This is a genomic window from Veillonella sp. (genome assembly GCF_018364065.1).
GTDB lineage: Bacteria > Bacillota > Negativicutes > Veillonellales > Veillonellaceae > Veillonella_A.
This window is the reverse complement of the sequence record NZ_JAGZMO010000004.1, coordinates 179,079-205,444: the sequence shown is the minus strand read 5'-3', so window position 1 is coordinate 205,444 and position 26,366 is coordinate 179,079. Positions and strand designations below refer to the sequence as shown.

At 36.1% G+C, this 26,366-nt stretch carries 23 protein-coding genes and 1 riboswitch; of the genes, 10 read left to right on the top strand and 13 right to left on the bottom strand.

Annotation, left to right across the window (positions count from 1 at the left end; all coding sequences use genetic code 11):
- Positions 1–53: 53 nt before the first annotated feature.
- The 6 genes from fba (at position 54) to KHZ77_RS05805 (ending at position 7,576) form a co-directional block, all read left to right on the top strand.
- Entirely contained in the window at positions 54–983 is a 930-nt protein-coding gene (gene fba / locus KHZ77_RS05830) for a class II fructose-1,6-bisphosphate aldolase (RefSeq protein WP_295196613.1), read from the top strand.
- Between the two features lie 138 nt (positions 984–1,121).
- Positions 1,122–1,203, top strand: a riboswitch (ZMP/ZTP riboswitch).
- Positions 1,204–1,294: 91 nt separating this feature from the next.
- Positions 1,295–2,497, top strand: a complete 1,203-nt coding sequence (locus tag KHZ77_RS05825) for an OFA family MFS transporter (protein ID WP_295196611.1) — start codon at positions 1,295–1,297, stop codon at positions 2,495–2,497.
- A gap of 263 nt (positions 2,498–2,760) precedes the next feature.
- Positions 2,761–4,329 carry a polysaccharide biosynthesis protein gene (locus tag KHZ77_RS05820; RefSeq protein ID WP_295196609.1) on the top strand — a complete coding sequence of 523 codons (1,569 nt, stop codon included), beginning with the start codon at positions 2,761–2,763 and terminating at the stop codon, positions 4,327–4,329.
- Between the two features lie 177 nt (positions 4,330–4,506).
- Positions 4,507–5,286, top strand: a complete 780-nt coding sequence (locus KHZ77_RS05815; protein WP_295196607.1) for a glycosyltransferase family 2 protein — start codon at positions 4,507–4,509, stop codon at positions 5,284–5,286.
- Positions 5,283–6,377 (top strand): glycosyltransferase family 4 protein, encoded by a 1,095-nt coding sequence (locus KHZ77_RS05810; RefSeq protein WP_295196605.1) that lies wholly within the window; start codon positions 5,283–5,285, stop codon positions 6,375–6,377. Before KHZ77_RS05815 ends, KHZ77_RS05810 begins: the two co-directional genes overlap by 4 nt.
- Positions 6,377–7,576: an O-antigen ligase family protein gene (locus tag KHZ77_RS05805; RefSeq protein ID WP_295196604.1), complete on the top strand. Its 1,200-nt coding sequence runs from the start codon at positions 6,377–6,379 to the stop codon at positions 7,574–7,576. Before KHZ77_RS05810 ends, KHZ77_RS05805 begins: the two co-directional genes overlap by 1 nt.
- 161 nt (positions 7,577–7,737) lie before the next feature.
- On the opposite strand, the gene KHZ77_RS05800 is transcribed toward KHZ77_RS05805, so the two are convergent.
- Positions 7,738–9,408: a sugar-binding domain-containing protein gene (locus tag KHZ77_RS05800; protein ID WP_295196602.1), complete on the bottom strand. Its 1,671-nt coding sequence runs from the start codon at positions 9,406–9,408 to the stop codon at positions 7,738–7,740.
- Between the two features lie 203 nt (positions 9,409–9,611).
- Between KHZ77_RS05800 and KHZ77_RS05795 the strand changes: the two genes are divergently transcribed.
- On the top strand, positions 9,612–10,301 hold the full coding sequence (locus tag KHZ77_RS05795) for an HAD family hydrolase (RefSeq protein WP_295196601.1): 690 nt from the start codon (positions 9,612–9,614) through the stop codon (positions 10,299–10,301).
- A 174-nt stretch (positions 10,302–10,475) separates the two neighbouring features.
- A complete protein-coding gene (locus tag KHZ77_RS05790; protein ID WP_295196599.1) occupies positions 10,476–11,249 on the top strand; it encodes a hypothetical protein in 774 nt (257 codons plus the stop codon).
- A gap of 252 nt (positions 11,250–11,501) precedes the next feature.
- On the opposite strand, the gene KHZ77_RS05785 is transcribed toward KHZ77_RS05790, so the two are convergent.
- Entirely contained in the window at positions 11,502–12,629 is a 1,128-nt protein-coding gene (locus KHZ77_RS05785) for a M20/M25/M40 family metallo-hydrolase (RefSeq protein WP_295196597.1), read from the bottom strand.
- A gap of 299 nt (positions 12,630–12,928) precedes the next feature.
- Here KHZ77_RS05785 and KHZ77_RS05780 point away from each other — a divergent pair, with 299 nt between their 5' ends.
- Complete coding sequence (locus KHZ77_RS05780) at positions 12,929–13,126, top strand: hypothetical protein (RefSeq protein WP_295196595.1); 198 nt, start codon at positions 12,929–12,931, stop codon at positions 13,124–13,126.
- A gap of 124 nt (positions 13,127–13,250) precedes the next feature.
- Here KHZ77_RS05780 and KHZ77_RS05775 read toward each other — a convergent pair whose 3' ends face one another.
- Positions 13,251–15,029, bottom strand: coding sequence for a phosphoethanolamine transferase (locus KHZ77_RS05775; protein WP_295196593.1), 1,779 nt, complete (start codon positions 15,027–15,029; stop codon positions 13,251–13,253).
- Between the two features lie 464 nt (positions 15,030–15,493).
- Between KHZ77_RS05775 and KHZ77_RS05770 the strand changes: the two genes are divergently transcribed.
- A complete protein-coding gene (locus KHZ77_RS05770) occupies positions 15,494–16,468 on the top strand; it encodes a glycosyltransferase family 9 protein (protein ID WP_295196591.1) in 975 nt (324 codons plus the stop codon).
- Positions 16,469–16,978: 510 nt separating this feature from the next.
- Here the strand turns inward: KHZ77_RS05770 and KHZ77_RS05765 are convergent.
- From KHZ77_RS05765 to KHZ77_RS05720, 10 genes are all read right to left on the bottom strand, one after another.
- The gene (locus KHZ77_RS05765) at positions 16,979–17,728 is read right to left on the bottom strand and encodes a glycosyltransferase family 2 protein (protein ID WP_295196589.1); all 750 of its coding nucleotides are present in this window, start codon (positions 17,726–17,728) and stop codon (positions 16,979–16,981) included.
- Between the two features lie 274 nt (positions 17,729–18,002).
- Positions 18,003–19,163: a glycosyltransferase gene (locus KHZ77_RS05760; protein WP_295196568.1), complete on the bottom strand. Its 1,161-nt coding sequence runs from the start codon at positions 19,161–19,163 to the stop codon at positions 18,003–18,005.
- Between the two features lie 4 nt (positions 19,164–19,167).
- A complete protein-coding gene (locus KHZ77_RS05755) occupies positions 19,168–20,091 on the bottom strand; it encodes an NAD(P)-dependent oxidoreductase (RefSeq protein WP_295196566.1) in 924 nt (307 codons plus the stop codon).
- 2 nt (positions 20,092–20,093) lie between these two features.
- On the bottom strand, positions 20,094–21,017 hold the full coding sequence (locus KHZ77_RS05750; RefSeq protein ID WP_295196564.1) for a transketolase C-terminal domain-containing protein: 924 nt from the start codon (positions 21,015–21,017) through the stop codon (positions 20,094–20,096).
- Positions 21,014–21,823 (bottom strand): transketolase, encoded by an 810-nt coding sequence (locus tag KHZ77_RS05745; protein WP_295196562.1) that lies wholly within the window; start codon positions 21,821–21,823, stop codon positions 21,014–21,016. The genes KHZ77_RS05750 and KHZ77_RS05745 overlap by 4 nt, the downstream gene beginning before the upstream one ends.
- A gap of 26 nt (positions 21,824–21,849) precedes the next feature.
- Positions 21,850–22,902 (bottom strand): CDP-glucose 4,6-dehydratase, encoded by a 1,053-nt coding sequence (rfbG, locus tag KHZ77_RS05740; protein WP_295196560.1) that lies wholly within the window; start codon positions 22,900–22,902, stop codon positions 21,850–21,852.
- 2 nt (positions 22,903–22,904) lie between these two features.
- Positions 22,905–23,684, bottom strand: a complete 780-nt coding sequence (gene rfbF / locus KHZ77_RS05735; RefSeq protein ID WP_295196559.1) for a glucose-1-phosphate cytidylyltransferase — start codon at positions 23,682–23,684, stop codon at positions 22,905–22,907.
- Complete coding sequence (locus tag KHZ77_RS05730) at positions 23,681–24,697, bottom strand: hypothetical protein (RefSeq protein WP_295196557.1); 1,017 nt, start codon at positions 24,695–24,697, stop codon at positions 23,681–23,683. The genes rfbF and KHZ77_RS05730 overlap by 4 nt, the downstream gene beginning before the upstream one ends.
- 14 nt (positions 24,698–24,711) lie before the next feature.
- The gene (locus KHZ77_RS05725; protein ID WP_295196555.1) at positions 24,712–25,599 is read right to left on the bottom strand and encodes a glycosyltransferase family 2 protein; all 888 of its coding nucleotides are present in this window, start codon (positions 25,597–25,599) and stop codon (positions 24,712–24,714) included.
- 10 nt (positions 25,600–25,609) lie between these two features.
- Positions 25,610–26,347: an ABC transporter ATP-binding protein gene (locus KHZ77_RS05720; protein WP_295196553.1), complete on the bottom strand. Its 738-nt coding sequence runs from the start codon at positions 26,345–26,347 to the stop codon at positions 25,610–25,612.
- Between the last annotated feature and the right edge of the window lie 19 nt (positions 26,348–26,366).

Below are 26,366 nucleotides of genomic sequence, written 5' to 3'. Positions count from 1 at the left end.
TAACGCTTCTCGAAGCGTAAGGATTTACAACCGGTAACTGAGGAGGAAATGACATGCCATTAGTATCAACTACTGAAATGTTCAAAAAAGCGTATGAAGGCGGCTATGCAGTAGGCGCGTTCAATGTAAACAACATGGAAATCGTTCAAGGCATTGTAGATGCGGCCAAAGAAGAAAACGCTCCTTTGATTTTACAAGTATCTGCCGGCGCTCGTAAGTACGCTAAACATATTTACCTCGTAAAACTCGTGGAAGCGGCTCTTGAAGACAGCGGCTTACCAATTGCTCTTCACTTAGACCATGGCGATGACTTTGAAATCTGTAAAGCTTGTATCGATGGCGGTTTCTCCTCCGTTATGATCGACGGCTCCAAACATGATTTCGAAACTAACGTAGCCCTCACTAAACAAGTAGTTGAATACGCACACGCTCACGGCGTAGTGGTTGAAGGCGAATTAGGTCGTTTGGCCGGCGTTGAAGACGACGTAAACGTAAGCGACAACGACGCTATCTTCACTGATCCTGATCAGGCTGCTGAATTCGTAGAACGTACCGGCGTTGACTCCCTTGCTATCGCAATCGGCACTAGCCACGGCGCTTACAAATTCAAAGGCACTCCTTACCTCGACTTCGAACGTTTGGAAAAAGTTGGTAAATTGTTACCTAACTTCCCTATCGTATTACACGGTGCATCCACAGTTCTTCCTGAATTCGTGGAAAAATGTAACAAATACGGCGGCGACATTCCGGGCGCACAAGGCGTTCCTGAAGAAATGCTTCGCAAAGCGGCAAGCATGGCTGTATGTAAAATCAACATTGATACAGACCTTCGCTTGGCAATGACTGCGTCCATTCGAGAATGTTTCGTAAATGCTCCATCCGAATTCGACCCTCGTAAATACTTGGGCCCTGCTCGTTCCGCTATTAAAGACATGGTACAGCACAAAATTAAAAACGTACTTGGCTGCTCCGGCAAGGCGTAAATTCTGCAAAATTTGCCATTAACAGGCAAGAAATTTAAAAATCACCGAATTATAGAGTTATACTCTGAAATTCAGTACGTACAAGGATATATAGCAAATTGACTTCTTTCGATGTATTTGCTATACTGAGAACGTAATAAGGATATGCAATGCTGACGGATGAGTGGAATTAACCACATGTATTGTATATTGGGAAAAGCCGACCGTCTGGGCAGGAGATTGCTCAGGCGGTCTTTTTTTATTAAGACCAAACCTGTCTCTCCTTTTTTAAGTAATGTTAAGTAATGTTATGTTATGGAAAGGATCATCACATGCGAAATCGTTGGCTTATCGCCCTAGCCGCTATCGGCATTCACATTTGTATCGGCAGTGTTTATGCGTGGAGTGTTTTGACACGCCCAATCATGGCCACTATGGGTTGGACTTTGAAAGAAACAACTTGGACTTTTTCGTTAGCTATTTTATTCTTAGGCTTATCCGCCGGCTTGCTGGGCAGCTTTGTTGAAAAGATCGGCCCTAAAAAAAGCGGCCTTCTCAGTACTTTATTCTTCGGTGTCGGTATGTTCGGCACATCCTTTGCATTAGAGTCCCACAGCCTAATGCTCCTCTACATTTTCTATGGCGTTATCGGCGGTATCGGCCTCGGCGTAGGCTACATTACCCCTGTTTCCACATTAGTTAAATACTTCCCTCGCAACCGTGGCTTTGCCACCGGTCTGGCCATCATGGGCTTCGGCTTCGCCTCCCTCATTGCCGGTCCGCTAATGCAGTATTTAACCAGTCAATACGATTTAACAAAAACATTCCAAATCTTGGGCACCGCCTATGTAATTATCATGGCATTGTCCGCTCTCTACTTAAAACCACCGGCTGATGCCACAGAATCTACCGGCAAATCTCATATTTTTAATCGCGGTCTTACAGCTCAACAAGCCATGAAAACCTGGCAGTTCCCTGCACTCTGGTGGATTTTCTTCATCAACATCACTTGCGGTATCGGGCTCTTAGCCGTAGCATCCCCAATGGCACAAGAAGTTGTAGGCATGACGGCTACGGAAGCGGCTTCCATGGTTGGTATCATCGGCCTCTTGAACGGCTTGGGCCGTATCTTCTGGTCCACCATCTCCGACTATTTGGGACGTCCCGGCACGTACATCGTATTCTTCGTAATTGAAATCATCGCCTTTGCCTTATTAGGCTTAACCGATACACCGTTCATGTTCCAGTTATTGGTGTTCTTAATCATCACTTGCTACGGCGGCGGTTTCTCCTGTATGCCGGCCTTCCTGAGCGACTTGTTCGGTACTAAACAGTTAAGCGCCATCCACGGCCGTGTATTAACAGCCTGGGGCCTTGCAGGCATCGCCGGTCCAATGCTTATCTCTTTCCTTCGTGAAAGCACAGCCAGCTACAGCCAGCCGCTCTTCGTATTCAGCGCCCTGTTTGTATTAAACCTGGTAATCGCCATCGTATTACGCGTCTTCAAACAAGACCGTCACTTTGAAATGGAATAATAAGTTTTGTCTTTTAACGTCAGTATTTGGAATTTTATCCAATAACGCTGTCGTTTAACCACTAACCTCCTACTGTGAGACTTAAAGTTCTCATCGTAGGAGGTTATTTTCATTTCGGGAAGTCCTGAAAAACCTAATGCGTACTCTCAAAATCTATGTTAAAATTAACTATTGACGGGCTTCGGCCACTTTTATTTCGAAATTTTTTAATAAGCAGAACACTTTTTCAGCAAGATTCACAAGAAGTTGGGAGTATATCATAAATGGTTAACCGTTTTTTACAAGGCACGCTCATTTTAACGATTGCAGGCTTTGTGGTAAAAGCAATTGGCAGTATTAACTGGATTTTATTATCGCGCGTACTGGGCGGTGAAGGTATCGGGATTTACCAGATGGCCTTCCCTATCTACCTCTTGGCATTACAACTGTCGAGCGCCGGTATTCCGATCGCCATCTCCATATTGACTGCGGAAAAATTAGCGCTTTACGACTACAAAGGAGCGCACAAGGTCTTTAAAATCTCCTTTTATCTTCTGTTCGCCACCGGGCTTTTATTCAGTATTCTCATGTACTTCGGCTCCGATTGGCTCATTTCATCCGGCATCATTATCGATGACCGCGCCTACTTGGCATTGATTGCTTTAGCGCCGGCCATCTTCTTCGTAACACTCATTTCCTGTTACCGCGGTTATTTACAAGGTTGGCAGCTTATGACACCGACCGCCGTGAGTCAGATTGTTGAACAATTATTGCGCGTTATCGTAATGCTCGGCGCAGCCTACCTCTTATTACCACAGGGCTTGGCCGCTGCAGCCGGCGGTGCCAGCATGGGTGCCGGCATCGGTGCCTTTGGCGCATTACTCGTTCTACTCTACTACTATTACAAATTGCCATCTGCACCGACAGATGGGCATAAACAACCGGACGGACCGGGTGAATCGGTTAACTCCATTATTAAACGACTCATTAAATTAGCCTTGCCAATTTCCCTGGCCAGTCTCATGTTACCGATCGTATCTAATTTAGACTTAATTATCGTACCTCGCCGTTTGGCCGTAGCGGGATTCTCCACCAGCCAGGCGACGGAGCTCTTCGGTTACTTAACCGGTATGGCGGTGCCACTCATCAACTTGGCCACCATTATTACAGCAGCCTTGGCTACCAGCATCGTACCGGCCATCTCCAACGCTAACGCTACGGGGGATAAACAAAACGTATTCTATCGTACAGCCGGCGCCATGCGCATCAGCTTCATGTCTACCGTGCCGTTCACCATCATGCTCTATGTATTGGCTGAACCGGTAGTCAGCGTTATTTACAACGCACCGCGCGCTGCAGGTGCAACGCAAATCACAGCGATTGCCATTTTCTTCCTCGGTCTTCACCAGGTAACCACCGGTATTTTACAGGGCTTAGGCAAACCGACCTTACCGGTTATTAACATGGGCTTCGCCGCTATTTGCAAAGTTATCTTAAACTGGAACCTCACCGCCTTGCCTTGGATGGGCATTACCGGTGCCGCTTGGGCCACTGTAGCCGACATCGGCGTAGCAGCCCTGCTCAACCTGATCTGGATAAAAAAATACACTGGCTACTTCCTGGACTTCTCACTCCTTTGGAAAAACGTAGTCAGTGCCATCATCATGGGCATCGCCATGTACTTCATGTATCCGCCATTGGAATCAGTGATGCATAAATTCTTCGCCATGGCCATTACAGCCTTTATTGGCGGCGTCATCTACGTCATCATCATGTTCCTCCTAAAAGGCTTGAACAAACACGATGCGCAGCGCATGCCGGTGATTGGGAAATTTTTTAGAGAGAAGGCGTAAGATAAAAGCTTAAAAAACTAAACGTTGCAAATTCTGTAGCTTCTCATCGTCAGACTTTAAATAAAACCACTAATTGATTAACTTCTTTAGTGGTTTTTTCTTGATTATTTACTGACTCTACTCCCTGAAATCTTATAAATATGCTACAATTAACTAAAAGTAAAGAAAGGGATATTTATGAAAAATTCACGCCAAGATTTAACTGCCGTAATACTAACTAAAAATGAAGAATCTCAACTTCCCGATTTAATAAATAATGTCAAAAAGCTTACCGATCATATTCTTATTATCGATTCAGGAAGTACTGACAACACGGTAGCATTGGCAGAATCTTTGGGAGCTACTGTAGTATTTAGAGCTTGGACTAATGACTTTGCAGCGCAACGAAATTTTGCTCTTAATCACGTAACCACATCTTGGATATTTTATTTAGATGCTGATGAACGCCTTTCTGACGAACTAATTAAAGCAATACAATCAACTGTAGATTCCGATCTATTAAGTCATGCCCTCTCTATGGAGCGTCGTTCTGTTATCTTTGGCAAAGAATTAAAAAGAGGCGCCATGAAACCGGACATAGTTACCCGACTATTTCCTTCTAACAAAGTAACTTGGGTAAATAAAATTCATGAGCGACCTGTTACTGATTTGCCAATAAAAAAACTCCCCGGCTATATAAAACATTATTCATATAGTTCTTGGGAGCAGTATTGGCAAAAATTTAATCAATACACTACAATTTGGGCGGAAAATGCCTATAACTCAGGGAAGAGAACCAGCTTTCTTCAAGCTATACTACACAGTACATTGGGATTTCTCAAAATGGGAATTCTTCGAGGCGGTTTTCTTGAAGGAAAACTTGGATTTACTTTTACCTATTATCATGCCGTATACACGTTTACTAAATATATTAAGCTGTTAGAGTTAAATCGAGTGAAAGGCATAAGTGAAAAATGAAAGTATTACATTTAGTTTGTGCCAAAGTTTGGGGCGGAGGCGAACAATATGTTTTTGACATTGCCGCCTCTTTAAAGACACAGAATGTTAAATCTATAATTGCCGTAGATGCCCAAAATATAACATTTCAAGAAAAATATAAAGAGGTTGGCGACGTTATTCCAACCAGCCTCTACTCTTTGAGTGGACTGCCGGCCTTTTCCACTTTAAAAAAGATAATAAAAAAAGAAAACATTGATATCATCAATGTACATAGTGGAAAATTGACACTTTTAGGTATTCTATTAAAGAAAAGTTTAAACATACCGGTAGTCTTATTTAAACATAGCGCTACTCCGGGAAAAAGCGACGTTTATCATAAATGGATAGCCAAACAATTAGATGCCATTATCTGTGTCTCAAAATTAGTATATAATTTACAAAAACCGGCCCTGGATAACTCACAAGTACATAAACTGCACTTAGTATATAACGGAATTTTGGCAGACAGATTAAATGAATCCCCTAACGATTCATTACGTTTACCAAGCTTAGATAATCCGTTTTATATTGGCTATGCCGGCCGATTAGCCGAGAATAAAGGAATTGCTACACTCATAAAATGTATTCATTCCTTAAAAAAAGAACATCCTCAAGTCCACTTGCTCTTAGCCGGAATGCCGGAGAAAAATTATGATCACTACCTTAGGGAATTAATAAAAGACTTACAGTTAGAATCAAGTGTAACCTTCCTAGGTCTAGTTAATCATATAGGAGACTTTTACAAGCACCTAAACGTCTTTGTATTGCCTTCCAAAGTAAAAGAAAGTTTTGGTTTAGTTTTGTGCGAAGCCATGTATAGTAAAGTTTACACAATCACTACCAATAGCGGGGCTCAAAGTGAAATTATCACCGACAAAGTGGATGGGCGAATTCTTGAGCCATTTAATGAAGATACCTTAGCTCACGCAATAGAATTTGCAATTAAGCATCCTCAAGAGATACAACAAATGGCCGAACAAGCACATCTAAAAGTCATTAATAACTTTACTATAGATAAAACGACTAAAAACTTACTTTCAATTTTTAAGAATATTATAGGAATAAAATGATGAACTATTTAAAACAATTTACTGTTGAATCATATGCACTTCTTTTTATGGGAACGGCTGTTACTGTTCAAAGAATTTCGATTGGTGCCGGTAATATATTTTACGGTTTAAGTATCCTCTTTTTCTTAATAAGCTTATATAAACAGTATAAAAATCATACGTTAAAAGATAATCCTGTTTTAAAAAAGGCATTGCCTTACTTAAAGTTAATAGGTCTCTCTCTTATTTTAATTCTACCGTCAGTTCTTATTAGTGACCATTTAGGCCGTTCTTTTAAAACAATGTTTGAAGTCTGGGTTTATCGCGCTTTACCCTTATTTATTATTCCGGTTTGTGTGCGTAATCGAAGATCAATGTATTGGCTCTTAGGTGCCGTTTTTATTTCACTAAACGTGGATTCATTATTAGCGCTGTTTCAACATGTAATATTAAAAAATCCACGTCCATCCGGATTCAGTAATAATCCATTAAACTTAGCCGCTATTCTAGTTATGACAATTCCGGTACAAGTAATTATAAGCGCAGAAACTGTATTCCCCTTACTATTAAGAAAGCTATCCGCAATATCTATTTTAACAAGTATTTTGGGATTAATTGGTGGTCAAAGCCGAGCTAGTTGGTTATTATTAGCCTTTACACCATTCTTCTCTATGAAGTATTGGCGTAAAAATAAATATTTCCTAATTGCCTGCATTATACTGTTTGCTATTATTGGCGGTTATATAGCATCCAGTCCGGCTATGCAAAACCGAATTCTTTCAACAACTAATACAACTACTGACCGCTCTAATGCCGATCGAATTGTTGTTTGGGAATCTGCATCCATGATGATAAAAGATCATCCTATTCTTGGTGTTGGTCCGGGTGAGTTTTCAAATGTTTACAATGCGCACTATAAGTTACCGGAAGTAACACAAAATATGATTCATACCCATAATAACTTTATCCAAGTTACCGTTGAATCAGGTGTTTTAGGTTTTTTAGCCTTTCTTATATTATTCGGTTATATAGAAATCTCAGCTTTCAGAAACACTTTAAAGGGAAATCCTTACGCATATATTCGTTTAGCTGCTACAACGTTCTTTCTACTTTTCGGCTTAATAGATTATACCTTTGATGCTTCAGCGATTATGAAACTCTATTGGTACTATGTAGCTATTAGTTTATCGTTGGAAACACTACCAAAAGAATATAATTAATTTAAAAAGAAATTTTATCTCTAAGATATTCTTTCTGCAAAAAACAAAGGACAGGCCTATAGCCTGTCCTCTTTTTATAGAACTTTTAATTTTAATGTTATGTATTTATAAATTCTAATATTCTATGTTTTCAGTTCTTAATAGTTTCGTAAATGGCCTTACTAAACGTTCCAGTTTGCTTTCAACGCATCCAGCAACCCTCGATCGTTAATTACGAGACATTCACCCTGTGCATTTGGCATGCTGTGCAACATTTTCAGCAAAGAAGTAAGCTTCTCCACTTGTTCTTTGTAAGCGCTGTAAGAAATGGATGGCTCATGAACGGCTGAATCCATAGTTACCACTACACCTTTATCAGGATATTTCGCCTGCCAAGCTACCAGTTCTTTGTAAATATCGCTTTCCAAAAGTTCCGACTGCTTGCGCCACATGTGTTCCCATTGTGTCAAAATACACATGCTGAACGCTTTTAAGTTGTTCGACCACATTGTATTGACCAGCTGATTCACCGTAATACTCAACGGACGTTCTTCCCAATCAACTTCTTTAGCCGCATCAACTAATCCCTGATAATACGCTTCATCGTCTTTTAAAACAGTTACAGGATTATACATAAGAGACCATGTAATAATAGACGGGTGATTCTTATCTCGACGAATGATATCTTGAATGGTTTCTTTGTGCGCATCTAATAAACGAGATTTAATATCCGATTTACTGAAATTCGCTTCACCCGGTTTCAAGTCTTTCGCTTTAAGACCGGCTCCCGGAATCTCCCCGATAACCATCAAGCCGCATTCATCGGCCATAGCCAATACGTCAGGAGATAAAGCGCGACCGCCATTGTAAATGCAGTTTCCGCCCATGGCTAAAATCTGAAGCATACGCTTTTTGATCTGGGCCGGTGATGGGCTGAGACTTTCGTTATCTGAATCTGACCAATGTACCGCTTTGATGCGAGTGATCGTGTCATTCAGTTTAAAGTTGCCGTTCTCCATAGCCACTGTGCGAATGCCGACTTTCATCTTATACGCATCGTGTTGTTTGCCTAAACGACTGACTTCCAATTCCAAATTGTATAAATAGCCGTCACCAACAGTCCAAATGTGCGGATCATCAATGACTAATTTTGCATTGCCACCTACACCGGTAGCAATTAAACGACCATCACGGGTACGCAATGTAGCAGTTACCAAGCAGTTCCCCTGTACATGTGCCATATATTGAAGCACCGCCTGCTCCTTCGTAATCGATACAGTCTGTACCATAACATCGATTAAACGTGTAGATGGTTCCGTATACATCGCTACCTTACCATACATGCCCGATGGTACAGCAAAATCAAAATGAGGTTGGTTCACACGCTGCCCCTTAGGGGAGGAAACCACCTGTCCGGCCGGTAATGCATAGGGTGATAATTCATTATTTACTTTTACTACGATGCGATTGTCTTCGCCATAACGAAGCTGTCTTGTAATCGCAATGGTTGACGATGTATAAATGCCTTCATGACGACCCGCTTCCATGCCGTTTACATAAACGACTGCCCGATTGCCGATGCCGTCAAAACGCAAAAATACATCCGAGCCTAGCCACCGTTTCGGTATATAGACTTGGCGTTCATACCACATATTACCGCAAAAGGCCCGTTCTTCAGGCAACACAAAAATATCCTGTAACGCGGCGGGAACAGGAACTGAAATGTCGCGAGCTACACCGGATTCATAACTTTTGTCCTTTGCCTGATCAAATGCAAAAAACCACTGTCCACTTAAATCCAAGTAGTCACGAAATGCGTTGTCTACAGGCTGTAATAACTCCATCGTACTCATTAATGACTCCTCCTATGCTCTCTTATATAAGTATATACTAAATCAGTGGACATAGACAATTAATTTATTACGAAATTTAAGTACTTTGCATAAATATTTATATCAAATTATCATCATACATTTTTCTAATTCCTTGTTTTTAATATTTTTCAAATCTTATGTTAAAATATAAAAGAATGAACGTTTCGGTAAAGGAGAATCTTATGACATCCACAAATAATACATCAATCAATCGACGCTACACTACCATCGTATTTGACTGCGACGGCACTTTACTCAACACTCTCGATGATTTGGCAGACACAATGAACTACGTGCTGAAAGCTAATAACTATCCTACAAGAACTCTCGATGAAATCCGCCGATTCGTAGGCAATGGATTAGGCAAATTAGTAGAACGAAGCGTACCGGAAGGCACATCCGCTGAAACTCAGGCTGACCTACTTGCTCAATTCAAAGAGTACTACGCTGAACATTGGCAAGATAAAACGGCCCCTTACGAAGGAATCTATGAACTGCTAGATACGCTCAAACAAGAAGGCTATAAAATCGCCGTTGTGTCCAATAAAATTCAGGAAGGCGTTACGGCCTTGAACGAACAATATTTCAAAGGCTACTTCGAGGTTGGTATCGGCGAACGCCCGGGCCTAGCTCGCAAACCTGCTCCTGACATGGTGAATACTGCACTTCAAGAATTAAACAGCACCACTGAAGAATCCGTATACATCGGCGACTCCGAAGTCGATCTGGCTACGGCGCAAAACTCCAAACTTCTCCCTATCGCCGTAACCTGGGGCTTCCGTGAAGAAGCCCTTTTAAAAGAAAAAGGTGCGGTGCACATTGCTCATAAACCGGAGGATGTGTTGGAGATATTGGGAGAATTAAATAAATAAGAACATCGTTTCGTATATTTGAATTATATGATATAATTCAAATGTACTTGATAAATGCTGAGGGAATATTAAGGGAATTAAATTTTTCTAGAAGAAGATCAGAAAGAATAAGCTTTTAATTGCAAAATTATTTAATCATTATATTATTTAGTATTTAATTTAAAGGGTAATTATATGAATATATATAAACAGTTAAAAGAAATAGAAAAAATTAATCCAGATCAAGCTCAACAAATACGAAATTGGCTGAATATTTATCTTTCTGCTGCTAAAAACGAAAATTTCTCGAAACCTTATGAGCAAAAAATCCCCAATATAACTAGAGGACAAATACTAGCAGTAAATTTTGGATATGGAATACAAAGTGAATTTAGGAACTTTCATTATTGTGTAGCACTTCATAATAGTCCTAAAAAAACACCAAAAGTTACCGTAGTTCCAATCACTTCAAAAAAGCATCCACATCAAATAGATATCGGCTATGAAATGGCTGATAACCTAGAAACATTAATTAGAAATAAAGAACGTTCTACATTTTGGATTCCATATAGAGCTCTTGAAAGGCAATGCCAAAATATTACTGGTCTTAGTTTTGGTACACCTGCAATAGGATGCTACTCTACTGTTTATCCTAACTGCACTGCCCATATAAAAAGATTAAAAGATGAGTTTGCAGCATTACCAAAGGATTTAGTCACAATTGATGCGGAATCAGTTTTAAATAAAATCTTATCTAATCTAGAATCATTTAAAAAGTTTTTAGATGACTCTCCCAAGTTATTAAAACACAGTTATTTAAGAGTAGACGACATTACTACAATTAGTAAAGCTAGAATTAAATTTCCAAAATATACACATCATCCCTTGTATAAACTTAAACTAACGACTAAAACCTTAAATAAGCTAGATCAAGAAATTATAAGGAGATTTACTAAACAAAATATTTAAAAAAGCCAAATTGACATTCCCTGTTTCATATCCTATAATTAGGATATCAACAGAGCTATACGCTCTTGGCAAATTTGCCACATTTCAAAGACTGGGGCTTGCCCCCAAGAGGACATCATATATTAAATATGATGTCCTCTCTTTTTTATTAAACAAGGGATATAAGGCAATTAATTTTACCCTATATCCCTCTATTAGGTTAATTTCTAAGTACACAAATATTAGAAATCTAAATTAGCTTCTTCTAATATCTTATACCTTCATCGCTGCCGCTTCCTTTATAAGCTCCAACGCCAATTCAGCTGTTTCATAGAGTTCTTTTTCCGGAATGTATTCTTCTTTGGAATGTGGATTGCGAATACCTACGCCAAGTACTACGGTAGGCACGTTATAAGCGTTAAAGAAGCAGGCATCGCTACCGCCACCACCTTCAGTAATGTTCACGGTAAAGCCTAAGTTTTCACAGGCACGCTGCGCCAACTGTACGGTTGGATGATCCGGTACTAAATTAAACGGTGAATAGTTTTTAATAACGGTAACTTCTGCGGTAGCGCCCATTTCACGAGCAATCATTTCAAACTTACGTACCACATCGTCAGTGAGATCTGTCAATTTATCTTTATCACGGCTGCGTGTTTCCATAGCAATGGTAACTTCGTCCGGCACGACATTCGTTTCACTACCGCCGTGGATAGTACCAATATTGGCCGTTGTTTCCTCATCAATACGGCCTTGTGGTAATTTGTTAATAATGTGAGAGGCAACTACAATGGCACTAATACCTTTTTCCGGTGCATTGCCTGCATGAGCAGATTTACCGATAATACGAGCCTCAATGCGTTTTTTACCTGGCGCTTTACGCACAATCCGGCCCGGCGAATTGATCGTATCAAACACGAATCCATATTGCGCTTTTAATAATGACGAATTCATAACACGAGAGCCATTAACGCCGCCTTCTTCTGCAATATTAAAAACAATCTGCAAATCACCGTGTGGAATATTCTGTTCTTTTACAACGCGTAAGGCTTCTAAAATAACGGCAATCCCCACTTTATCGTCAGCGCCAAGCACAGTCGTTCCGTCAGACACAATGAGACCATCTTTAATCTGTGGTTTAATGCCTTTACAAGGTTCCACACTGTCCATGTGTGCCGTTAACATAATCATCGGTGCATCCGGTACAGTCCCTTTTCGTGTAGCGATTAAATTGCCGGCTGTACCGCCCAACTTCTTGCCCCCATCATCCTCTACAACCTCAAAGCCCAAGTCTTCCAAACGCTTCGTTAAAAGGTCTGCAATTTCACGTTCATCTAACGTAGGCGTATACATTTGCACAAATTCAAAAAGTTCGTTTAATAACCGTTCCTTCTGGATCATAATATCCTCCCCTATTAAAATCATTCAGGAAATAATACAAATGTCCTTCTTACATGTATTGTATCACGAAACAACCTTTCCCTATACCCCCTCCTTGTCTTAAAAAATGAAAGAGTTTATAATTGTAAATAATAAGTACATGTTTTATCGCTATTGTTAAAAAATAAACATACATTATATTGGTGCAATTAGAGCCTTGCCAGAACTATTACACCAGTTATAACAATAGCACGCACTTCACTTCAAGCGGCCCGGGGGAAGCCGATTGAACATAGGTTCATTACTAAGGAGGTATTTGTATGAAAAAATTAACATCTATTTTAGTACTCACAGGTCTTTTTGCCCTTATGGCTTCACCACTCGTAGCAGCTTACACCTATTCAAACAACTATGGCAACTCCGAGTACTGCTATGACAATTACAACAGTAACTACAATAGCAACTACAATAATAACCGTACGTACAATAACAACGGTTATGGACCTTGCTGCCGATAATTAACCGGCACATTACAATTGCGTCAGTGCTATGTAATAACTCAATAACTCAATAGCTTAATAACCGAACAAAAAGAAAAGCAGCCTTTAAAGGCTGCTTTTTTATTGGAAGATTAAAGTATATTTAATCCACATCCTCACTTATACTCCGCTCACCCAAGTTTGTCTTAAGCATGTCGCGTGTGTATTTATAAAGTGGTGATGCCAAACTGTTGGTTTCGTCATAGTGATTGGATTTTACATTTAAAATGCCGCACACCAATTCGTAGGCCAGATCATTTGTGAAGTATTTCTCTTTGTGATTCACCAATGTTTTATACGTTTCCGGGAACTTATCAATATAAGTATCAGAGAAGTATGTAAACATCGGGATGCGCACGGTTCCAAATCCGCCAAAGTCCGGCGCACGTCGTTTGTCCGGAATAGTTGCATGGTCGGAGAAATACAACATGGCCTGCATGTTGAGTTTGTCTTTACCGTATTCCCAGATTTTCTGCAAAATGTGATCCGTATAGGCAATAGAGTCAATGTAGTTATTAATCAAATCATATTTGTCCGGTTCGCTGAATCTTGCGAAACTTTGCGGATAACGGTTAATAAAGTTAAAATGGTTTCCTTTTAAATGAACAACAACAAAGTTGTTTTTCGTTGGATCTACTTCGTCAAGATAATCAAGCAGCATTTCATCATATTGAACCTCATTGAGATTCTGCTTGGTCCATTTTGCTACGCCTGATGTATTGGCTACCAAGGTAACCGGTGTATCGGCACAACCTAAATGCCCCTGATTACTATACCAATGTGTGGTATACCCCGCCTTACGAGCGATATCAATGATAGAACAGGACGTATAGAACTGCTTGTCATTATATTGGTTAAACTCAGTTAAGGCTCGTTCCAAACAAGATACGGTATGAGCAATACTGGAGTAACTGTTCGGATACAAAATAAAACGAGGATCCCGTTTTTTCTCAGACAACCAAGGCGTCGTTTCGTGTTCGTAGTCTGTAAACGCCGACATATAGTCGCGCGAAGCGGATTCACCGATGACCAAGATAATCGTAGACGGTTGATCAAACACAGGCGTAGATGGCGTAACTTCCAAATCCTTAATACGCTCTTCCATGTTAGTCTGATACAACATAGTAGTTTCAAAATACTCTTTAATATCAAAGTATAGTTCCACAATCCCTGTACGGACGAAAACACCTTTGCGTTTTTTCCACATATAAACGCCTAGAACCACGGAAAGACCGGCCAGGAATACAGCCTGCCATAAATCTACTGAAACCGCCGTATACTGCAAATTAGCCCAAATAAACAAGGCATACATTCCAATGACAGACGCAAATGTTACAATATTAAACCCCATAGAAAAGGATTTAAAGTACTCAATGATTTCATTGTAATGGGTTTCCTGAATCATCATCATTCCATCTTCTGTAACGCAGGAACGATACAGGTAGTAATAGGCCCACTGGGCAAGCGGAATCATGAAAATTAGAAATTCGATTGTGGCTAGTATCGGCATCATAACTACGGGAAGCAAGTTAAAATGCAGTACCAGTACTTTCAAAGCCATCATCCAGCCGATGATGTACATACCGAACACCGGATCAAAATGAAATCCGAAGTCAGTTGAACTCTTACGATAGGTAATAAAATATAGCAGCGGATATGTCACAATCCACGCAACGCCGGTGAGCAGGCTCGTACCCAAATAAGGAGCTGTTATTTCTACATGCCCCATAAGAATCGGCAATACCGCTACAATAGCACATGGCAAAAATCGACGCAATTGTAAAAACGTCGCCTTATTCCCCAAGCCATGAGATACGGCTAAGTAATAAAAATAGGAGAAAAAGTACAAGCCCGGTGCTAAATATACAGAACTTATATCCAATGTTAACCCCCTCTTTCCCTAGGTAACACGACTCATTCATAAAATTCGATATCAACTTTTCAAAACTCTTACATAATTGATAATTTATTGATTTTCATTAAAGTTTTAGTAAAAATTTTGTAAAACTTTTCTTATCTAAACTATGGTATCACAAATTGATGAAATGCTCTAGAGGGTTTACGTGAAATATGAAAATATTTTTAAATAATCAATCGTTACCGATAATTCATATTCTATATAAAAATTAATTTCTCTTATAATTTATAAAAAATAAAAAGAATTGAAAATCTTTCTCTATATAATAAATTTTATTCCCTAAAATTTATTACATTCTCTTTACATTTGCTAAAATAATCACTTTTTTTGATTTATAAGAGTATGTATCTATGTGTTAAAATGAATAATAGTTATAGGTAAATTACATTATTAGAGACTTACTCAATATTATTTATTAGGGAGATACAATGAAGAAAATTGTCATGATTCGACGAACAGGTTTAGGGGATTTTATAGCAGGTACTGTTCCTATCTGTAATTACTTAGAAAAAATTCATGGAAAATGCGAATTTCATTTTTTTATGGAAAAACATAACTCATTTTTAGTAAAATACTTTTTTCCTGATGCACATGTATATCATATTCCCAGTGGCAACAAATATATACAAACTTTAAAAACAGCATTACAAAATGCTCATATAAAGCCGGATATTGGTTTCTCTCCTATGCCGGATTATCCTAAACTCAACAGTTTGTTTCTACGCCTAATTGGTGCCAAAGAAAGGTATGGCCGAGTTACAAATAGCATGTTTACACAATATTTTAATCACCCTTATCATTGTAAGGATACTTCAGATTTATATAACATGTCCGTTGGACTTTGCAGCTTAAAATATTATGATCAAACACTTTCAAAAATTCCTCAAGACTGTTATCCAAAATTTATTCAATCACTAATTGCTAAACATTCTTTGCCTGAGACTACATTACCTAAAATCATGGTTGAAGTATCCAATAATAGACCAACATCTCAATTATGCCAAGAAAAAACAGCAACAATTCTTAATGTCCTAGCACAAAAATTTAACTTTTCTATACTTATCACAGCCAAAGAAAAAGACTACGATAAAGCGCTTTCGTTAAAATCTAACCTTAACCCACACACAACAATATTCACTACTCCAAACTTTGATGAATTTTTATCCTATGTAAATGCAGCAGATATTGTACTATGTGGAGATGGGGGATTAGGTCATATTGCCGGCGCATTAAGCAAGAAAGTCGTAGCACTTTACGGGAAAACATCAATAGCCCATTGGGGTATTATTGGAGATGAAGTTCTACATTTATATGACGAGCAAGATGTAAATAACATAAGCAATTCTCAAATTATTAATACCTTATCCTCTTATCTCACCGCTATCAATAACCCTATAAAATAAGCCGACTAAAATCCCTCTTATATCTTGCTGATATCAAGAGGGATTTGTTATTTCACTAACTTTGTAATATTTCTATGCAAGCTTACAAAACTTTCAAGACATGCTACCATTATGTTTTCTCAAATTGGAGAGTATCCACTTTTACATGCCAGAATGTGTTTACATCAATCTTAGACTTATTATGGAAGATCAAATATTCCCTGAAGAAACCATTCTCTGCTCTCCGTTAGATTAATATAGACTTATTCTTCCGGTAATTCACAAATATTTTCAATCGTATCACTAGTAAAAAAATAATCCACTGTCAAAGTTCTTTCCGAATAAATAGTGCTCAATAAAGCCTCCATATCAATATGTTTACGAAAATCTGATATTTAACGCTCAATAAAGCAATATAAAAGAGTTATCACCTAAATGTGAATTTCAAACCCAATTTAAGTGATAACTCTACTTTTTAAAAGATATTTCCTATTTACTTTTTATTATCAAATTTTAAAGATATCCTTTGTCTTATTTAATTTTAAGCTTCGCATACTTATTTAATGTATATAACCCATAATTGGCAGCCAATATGAATCCAAGCCAGCCTTCTAAAAAGCCAAGTTCTAAAACATACATCTTAAAAAAGGCAAAAATTGGTCGTAGTAAAATATCTTTAAACCAACTAGCCTTTTTCTTACTATCTTTAGCCCAAATAGTAGAATACATATTCATCTTATAGACATATTGATCAAAATCTTTGTATGTATAATGCTGAATATAACCATTTAATTTAATTGTAGGTAATTCTGTTTTAACACTTTCATGGACCTTACCCTGCCATTTGCCTTGTTTTACCGGAAATAAGCGTTTTACAGAATCAGCCGATAATACACCATACTTGAAATCCCTTCCAAAAGCACTATTACGTCGTTCCATTTCGTATAAAGCAGCAGTTCCTTCAGATACAGCAATCTTAATCGAGCTAATAAGTTCATCACTCAAGCGCTCATCAGCATCTAAATAAAGAACCCACTCATTATCAAGATGTTCCAATGCAAAATTACGCTGGGCTGCAAAATCATCATCCCAAGCTCTATATATAACCTTAGCTCCGGCTTTTTTAGCAAGTTCTACTGTATTATCTTCACTTCCGGAATCTATCACTAACACACTAGATGTAACAAGTTTAGCATTATTAATCGCCGCTACTATATTAGAAGCTTCGTTCTTTGTTAATGTAACAACAGATAACATTCTATCACCTAAATTTACTAACATATTATCTCAATCAAATTATCTTAGTATAGTATATACTGAATTATTATATTTATATGCCGCTACCCACTAAACTAAAATATTAATTGATATAGGTATTTAAAAGTAAATGGAAGCATTCCGCGCATTTCATAAACTTACTTTAGACTTATAATTAAAAAGTCCTCTGCTCTCACTCACCTACGACTAATACTATCATTAAATGAAATAATGTGAAAAGGCTATCACGTAAAATTCAGGTTAGATCTGAATTTAAGTGATAGCCCTTAGGTAATAATTATTTTTTTATCATTTTCCCAAATTTTTTATTCCATTCAGAATTAGGATTAGTGAAAAATAGATAATAGATTTTCTTTATAAATTCTCTTTGTTTTGAGTATTTGGGAAACCATTTTCTTAACATTAATCGTCTATCACTATCCTCTGGGAATACCTTTTCAGCTATTTGCCTCATATTTAAGCGTTTACGACCATTAAGCTCTCCACGCATTGATAGTAAACACATTTTTCTAATTATTTCTTCATAATATGGAGATCGACGAGCACACTCCCACCAACTTTTACCTTCACCAACTAATGGATAATCCCATGGTTTTGGAAAAGCAGCATAATGCACAATAAATGGATTCTTTAAATTACTCTTCCATTCTTGAATCTTTTCTTTACTATTTTCCATTATATGTTCAACGGATGCCATCCGAATAGGATAAACATTCCAACGAGAATCTAAATGCTTTATCTTACCATCAAATAACACATTAAAAGCATCTTGCTCTGCACATCTAAATTTATATTCTTGCCATAATCCCATAACATAATCAGCTGAAAAGTCACGTCTAATATTTTCTACAGCAAAAAGTAATACATCTGCGTTTACATATCCATCAGGATGTTTCAAGTCTAATTCCTCTAACGGAATATCCATTTTAAGTCGTCCTAAATATCCTAAATCAACAACACCGCCGATATATTCTTGATCTGTAAATTTTGTTTCTAATAACTCATATACATCTTTTCTTGCTAGGATATCAGCGCCTAAATTTAAAACAAGATTATAATCTTTAAATAGCCATGGAATAGCTAATTTAAAATAGTTTAAATATAAATATTTGAATCTACTATTTTTTATATATTCTTTGACATATGGTTTTGGATCGAAAAACTTTAAACGTACATTAGGGTATGGTCTCACTAAGTCAAGTAAAATATTACAATCATGCAAATCGATTTCACTTGTAAGTACAACAATTTCATATTCCTTATCTTTAGAAATATAATCAAGTATGGATATTAATGTAACTGTAAAATAAGGTATATATTGTTCACTTAAGACAAATGTAATCGCACATTTATCATTAAAAGAAGGCTGCAAAGATTTTTCATATAATGATTTATTTACTATTTCCCATTCTTTTTTTAATTTTTTTGGTTTATCCATATCATCAATTATCCTTCATTTTATTCTCAATAGAATTTAAAACATACTTAATTCCATCTTCAAATTTAACTTTTGGTAACCATCCAATAGATTTTAATTTTTCCACAGAAGGATTAACGTTTACCATTCCAGTTTTTGGATAAGGGATAACTCCATAGTTTAATACACTTTGACTTTTAGTAATGTTTTTCATGCACTCAATATAATACTTTAATTTATGACTCTCTCCAGAACCAAAATTATAAATTCCAGTATTATTTTTCTTCACAATTAATGTTACTAAGGCATCAATCGCATCATCAATATATAGAAAATCCCAAATTTGAATACACTCAGTTAAATCACAAGGCAAATTTTTCAGCATTTTCTGCAAAACTGAAATAATCATTGTCCCTTCATAATCATCAGGACCATATAAACTAAAAAAACGAGGTTCAATTAATGTAAAAGAGTATTTTTCAGCAAGCACCAATGCGTCTTGGTAAAGTTTTAACTTAAACTTTCCATACTCTGTATTCGGATTGGCTAAATCTTTCTCGGTAACTTTTTTGTTATCCAATAATGGACCATATTCAGCTTGCGATCCTGCTAAAACTACTTTTTTACAACCATTTTTTGCAAATGCATGAATAGTATCTAGCCCTATTTTATAATTATTTTCTTGTTTTTCATAATCATCTCGAGTTGAACCTCTAGTTCCATCCCAAGTAAGGTACACTAAACAATCTAAATTCATAATTTGATTAGCTAAAGTAGGATATTTATCCATATTACATTCGATTATTTCTACTGATTCAAATGATTTAAAATAATCTTTGCTTGAACTTCCTTCTCGAATTATTGCTAATAACTCATGGTTGGATAAAGATAATGATTCTATAAGTTGTTTACCTATGAAACTAGAAGCGCCTAAAATCGCAATTCTCATTTCTAAATCTCTCCTAAAGTTTTTTCTACTTTTTCATAAACTGATTGAGCATCAATATGATACACTTCTCTTAAATAATCTTGATTTCCTACGATTGAAGAAAATTTATCTTGAAGTCCAAATCTAATTAAGCTAGAATGATGTGACAATTGACTGATGACTTCAGCAACAGCTCCACCTAAACCTCCAATTACATTATGTTCCTCCATAGTAATTAAAAGTTTTGAACTTTGAGCGAGCTCAATTATACTCTTATCATCAATTGGTTTTATACAAGGAACAGAATATACACTACACTTAATATCGTGTTCTTTTAACAACTGATAAGCCTTAATTCCTTCTGATAAAATAGTTCCAGATGCCAAAATTGTAACATCATTTCCGTTTTCTTTGATTGGAATAATAGATTTGACATTAAGTTTTTCCTCTGCACTATGAATTAATGCTTCTTTACCACGAGCCATACGTAAATAAGCCGGTCCTTTTTTATCATGAATTGCTCGTAAACACCAAATGGCTTCAATAGCATCAGCTGGTACGTACACATCCATATTAGGTAATGCTCTCATCATTGCAATATCTTCAGTAGCATGGTGAGTCATTCCTAAAGTTCCATATGCAAATCCACCACCTACAGCCAATACTTTGACATTAGCATTATGATAACAAACTAGATTGCGTAATTGTTCAATACATCTTAAGGTTGGAAAATTACCAATCGAATAAGTATAAACTTCATTCCCTTCTAATGCTAGTCCTGCTGCAATTGAAGTCATATTTTGTTCTGCGATCCCAGCATTAATAAATCTGTCAGGATATTTTTCACTAAATTTTTCTACAACATTAAATCCCAAATCAGCAGTAGCTAACATAATTTTGTCATCTTTTGCCAACTCTACTAATTCTGATATTACATGATCTCTCATATTTCCCCCCCTAACTCTTTTAGAGCTGATTCTAAATACTCACCTTGTGGATCTCTATAGTGCCATAATAACGAATTTTCCATAAATGATACGCCTTTTCCCTTAATTGTATTAGCAATAATCACTGTAGGTTTATTTTTATTCCCCTTATATTGAAAGGCTTCTTTCAATGAATTATGATCATTACCATCTTTTACATCAATTACGCTCCACCCAAAAGCTTTCCACTTTTCATCTAATGGATCCATATTTAATACATCTGCACAATCTCCCATTGCCTGCATGCGATTTCTATCGACAACAACGGTAAAATTATCTAATTTATATTGAGCTGCAAACAATGCCATTTCCCATATGGCGCCTTCATTACATTCACCATCGCCAACAATTGCATAAACATGATAATCTTTACTGCGTAATTTACCACTTAACGCCATACCACAAGCAGCACAAACGCCTTGCCCTAAGCTACCTGTTGAAATCTCTACTCCTGGAACTAGCTTATGAGAAATATGCGATGAGAACCATCCACCATTATCACCATATGTATTCAGTTTTTCAATATCATAAAAACCCTTTTCTGCTAAAGCTGCATATATTGCAACCCCATTATGCCCTTTACTCAATATAATCCTATCACGTTTTTCGTTTTGAGGATCATTAGGATATATTCTAGCAATATCATTATATAGAACTGCAATAACATCTGCACAAGATAATATCCCACCAATATGAGAAGCATGAGCATGACTAACCATTTTGATAGCATGAATTCTTATTTTCTTTGCTAATTCTTCGCTCTTCATTCCAATCTCCATTTCCATTTACTAAGTTATTTTAAGAACTCGGATATTTGTTTATCCATACATTCTCTAATATCACCATCTAAAAGCCAACATTTGTTCCATTCAACAACCTTCTCAATAGCTAATTCCAAATCCCATTTAGGCTCCCAACCAAATACTTTCTTTAATTTAGAACAGTCCAATTTTAAGAAATTAGCTTCATGAGGTCCTCCATCATATTGATTTATCCATTTAATACCTTCTCCCCATTTTGAAACAAATAAATCAACTAAGCGCCCCGTTTCAAAACAATCTCTATCATCAGGCCCAACATTATAATAACCTTCAAATGACTTATTGTTATATTGTTTATATGCAATCATTAAATATGCCATAAGTGGTTCTAATACATGTTGATATGGTCTTGTTGAAAATGGATTGCGAACTACTATATCTTTTTTTTCTACTACAGCTCTTATACAATCCGGTATAATTCTATCATTAGCGAAATCACCGCCACCGATTACATTACCGGCTCGAGCTGTAGATATACTAACATTTCTTTCCTCAAAAAAACTATTACGATAAGCATGAGTGACTAATTCACTGCAGGATTTAGAGTTTGAATATGGATCGTAACCGTCGAGGGGTTCATTTTCTCTATAACCCCATTCCCATTCATTGTTTTTATATACTTTGTCAGTAGTAATATTTAAAAAAGATACTACTGTGTCGCTTAATCTAATACATTCTAAAACATTAACAGTTCCCATAACGTTTGTCTCATAAGTATATACAGGATTCTGATAACTATCTCGAACTATTGGTTGTGCCGCAAGATGAAAAACAATTTCAGGCTTTATCTCATCAAAAACCTTTTTTAAAGTAAAAAAATCTCTAATATCTCCAATAAAAGATTTAATATCTTTATCAATATCTGCAATTGTAAATAAAGCTGGATTTGTAGGTGGTTTCAAGGAGTATCCGCTGACATCAGCGCCTAAGTTAGCCAGAATTTTACAAAGCCAAGATCCTTTAAAGCCAGTATGACCTGTCACCAATACTCTTTTATTTTTATAAAAATCTTTATCAAAATACATATTTAATCCTCCCATACCTTCCAAGGTGCAGCACCCGATTTCCACAATTTTTCTAATTCATCTTTTTCTCGTTTAGTATCCATACATTGCCAAAAGCCCTTATGCATATAGCTCATCAATTGCTTTTCTTTTGCCAACTCCTCTAATGGTTTTCTTTCAAAAATACAGTCATCACCATCAATATATTCAAAAATTTCAGGTTCTAAGACCATGAAGCCAGCATTTATCGGTGCACTATCTCTAGCTGATTTTTCTCTAAATGATTGAACTGCATTGTCAGAACCTATATTCAATATCCCTTTTGATTGTTCCAATTGTACTGCAGTTAATGTCGCAATCTTATGATGTTTTTTATGGAAATTTAATAAGTCAAGTATATTCACATCACATACTCCATCACCATAGGTCATCATAAATGTTTCACCTTGAACATACTCTTCTATTCGTTTTATTCGTCCACCAGTCATAGTATTTAATCCGGTATCAACAACAGTTACTTTCCATGGTTCACAAGTTCTATTATGAACAATCATTTTATTTCCTTGAGTAAAATCGAATGTAATATCTGATGTATGCAGAAAATAATCTGCAAACCATTCTTTAATATAATGTTGTTTATATCCCGCGCAAATAATAAATTCATTAAATCCATAATAATTATATGACTTCATTATATGCCACAAAATTGGCATTTCACCAATCTCTAACATAGGCTTAGGTTTATATTGACTTTCTTCAGAAATCCTAGTTCCAAAGCCACCTGCTAACAATACAACTTTCATTGTCTCCTCCTAAAACAAAAAACATTTCTTAATAACTTAATATATTGCTTAAAGTACATTAATACTTTTGCGACCCAAATTGGTATTAAAGATATAATACGCAATTTCAAATAATCTCCCTTGATGACATTTATTGAGTTTCTGTACTTTTTAACCCACACTAGATTTATTACCCCAATACTCCTTAAAAATATTAAATAACTATTAGACATAAGTGCATCTTTTCTAAAAAAATCAATAGCTTGATATTCTATACTTTTAAAAATTGCAGGTAAAATCGAAAAGCCCTCATTAATCTTATTGAACACATATACATAATATCTTTCATCATGTGTCCACCAATGATCTTTTTTATTAGGATTGTAAGATATAAAATTAGTATAAATATAACCCAATTTATTCTTCTTTTTACATTCACGCTCTATTAATTCTAATAAACTAAACGCAATCCACCAAGGAATTTCCCTTTCAATATATTTATCTATAATATTGAGCGAAAAAACTTGATGATAAAAACTTGTTTGTATTATTTGAGCTCCCCAATACGTCAATCTTGAAAAATACTTACGGCAATATACTAACCACTCCTCTTCCTCATATATACAATTTATTTTCTTATCAGAGTCTTGATTTAGATGCCCCCTTCTACTAGCAATATCAACATTAATTACCTTATATAAATAATATTTTTCTTTTAATAAGATTGATTCAATTTGATTGAAATCAACTAAGTTTCCATCTCCCATTAACCAAAAATAAGCCGTTGAAACAGACTCAATAGCTTTAATTGCCTTATTATCAGCACTAATATCTGTTTGATAAGATTTATATAGCAGATTTATTTCACAAGATTGAGTCACTTCTTTTATTAAATTCTCTATTTGATTATCTTTACTACTATCATGGATTTCGAAAACAAAAAGTTTACCTTTATAAGGAATAATGCAATCACTTATTATTTTCTCAATACATGAGCCCCTATTCGTTGGTATTACTACGCTTATCTTTTCCATAAATTTTACCAATTTTAAAACTCTATATTAGGATAAAAGGTTAATCCTTTTAGTGTTGCTCGGACAATAATACCTATACGTTTTATTTTATTATTTGGTGCTTTTAACAAAACTTTTAAGATATGATATGGCAATCTAAACGCCTGATATGTCCATCCTAAAACTCCCTCACGTCTATACAAATAAACATCATTTCTATATAAGTAATTAAACCGATCAATATTTCTCCAATCAGCAGTCGAAATATCTGCGCCCTTATTTGATTTACTCTTATGAACTACAGTTGAATTATTTAATAAATAACAAGTATATTTTCTAGATATTCTTCGCGTATACTCCCAATCATCTGACCATATAAAAAAATCTTTTATTGGAAATCCAACCTCTTTCACTACACACATCGGAATAAACAAAGAAACAAATGATGACATTTTTACTTTTATTATAGGTTCATTAAATTCCTTCACAGTAACATTTCTATAAACACTCTTTCGTTGTATATTCATAGTACATAAAGAACTGTCTCTCCATAACACTTTACTTGCTAAAAAACCATATGTTTCTTTATTTTTTCCTGTAAAGTTTAAAAATTCAGTTAATGTATTTTGCTGAACAATACAATCATCATCCATTATCCATACGTATTTATAGTTTAAATTAGCAGCTTGTTTCACTCCAAAATTAAAACCACCTGCTCCTCCTAGATTTTTACCTGTGTTTCTATAAATAATATTTTCTTGATCTAAAACAAGACTTTCAACGTAATCTCTAGTCCCATCATTTGAATTATTATCAACTACTAAAATATCTAAAGGTATACTCTGACTTTGCAAACTCTGAATGCATTCTTTTAATAGCTCAAGTCTATTATATGTCACTACAATAGCAACAATATCATTCATTTAATCACCTCTATTTATTCGTTATATATTCTTTATATAAATCACATACGTCTTTAGTTTCACCAATAGCTTGGATTTCACCATGCGAAATCCAAACTGCATTCTTACACATACTTCTTACTTGATCTTCATCATGAGAAACAAAAATAATTGTGGTCCCATTTTTTTTCATTTCTTCCATTCGTTTATAACATTTCTGTTGAAATGCATAATCACCTACTGCTAGTATTTCATCAATGATTATTATGTCTGCTTTGATTGCTGTTGCAATTGCAAAACCTAAACGAGCCACCATCCCTGATGAGAAATTTTTAATAGGAACATCTAAAAAATCTTTTAATTCCGAAAATTCTATAATCTCATCAAAATATTGGTTCATTACTTTCTTACTATGCCCCAATACAGCTCCATTTAAGTATATATTTTCACGTGCTGTAAGTTCAGAGTCAAATCCGGCGCCCAATTCAATTAATGGAGCAATAGATCCGTTAACTCGTACTACTCCTTTTGTTGGTTTATATATGCCTGAAATGACCTTTAATAAAGTACTTTTTCCACATCCATTTTCACCTATTAGTGCCCATGATTCTCCTTTTTTTATCTCTAAATTAATATTTTTTAAAGCACAAAATTTCTTGAATTTTAGCCGGCGCTTTGTTGCCATAATGACAAAATCTTTTAAGCCTGAAAATTGCTCTTCAGCTAAATAAAATTCCATACTCACATTTTTAATCGAAATACAATCCATAATTTTCTCCAGCAATAAT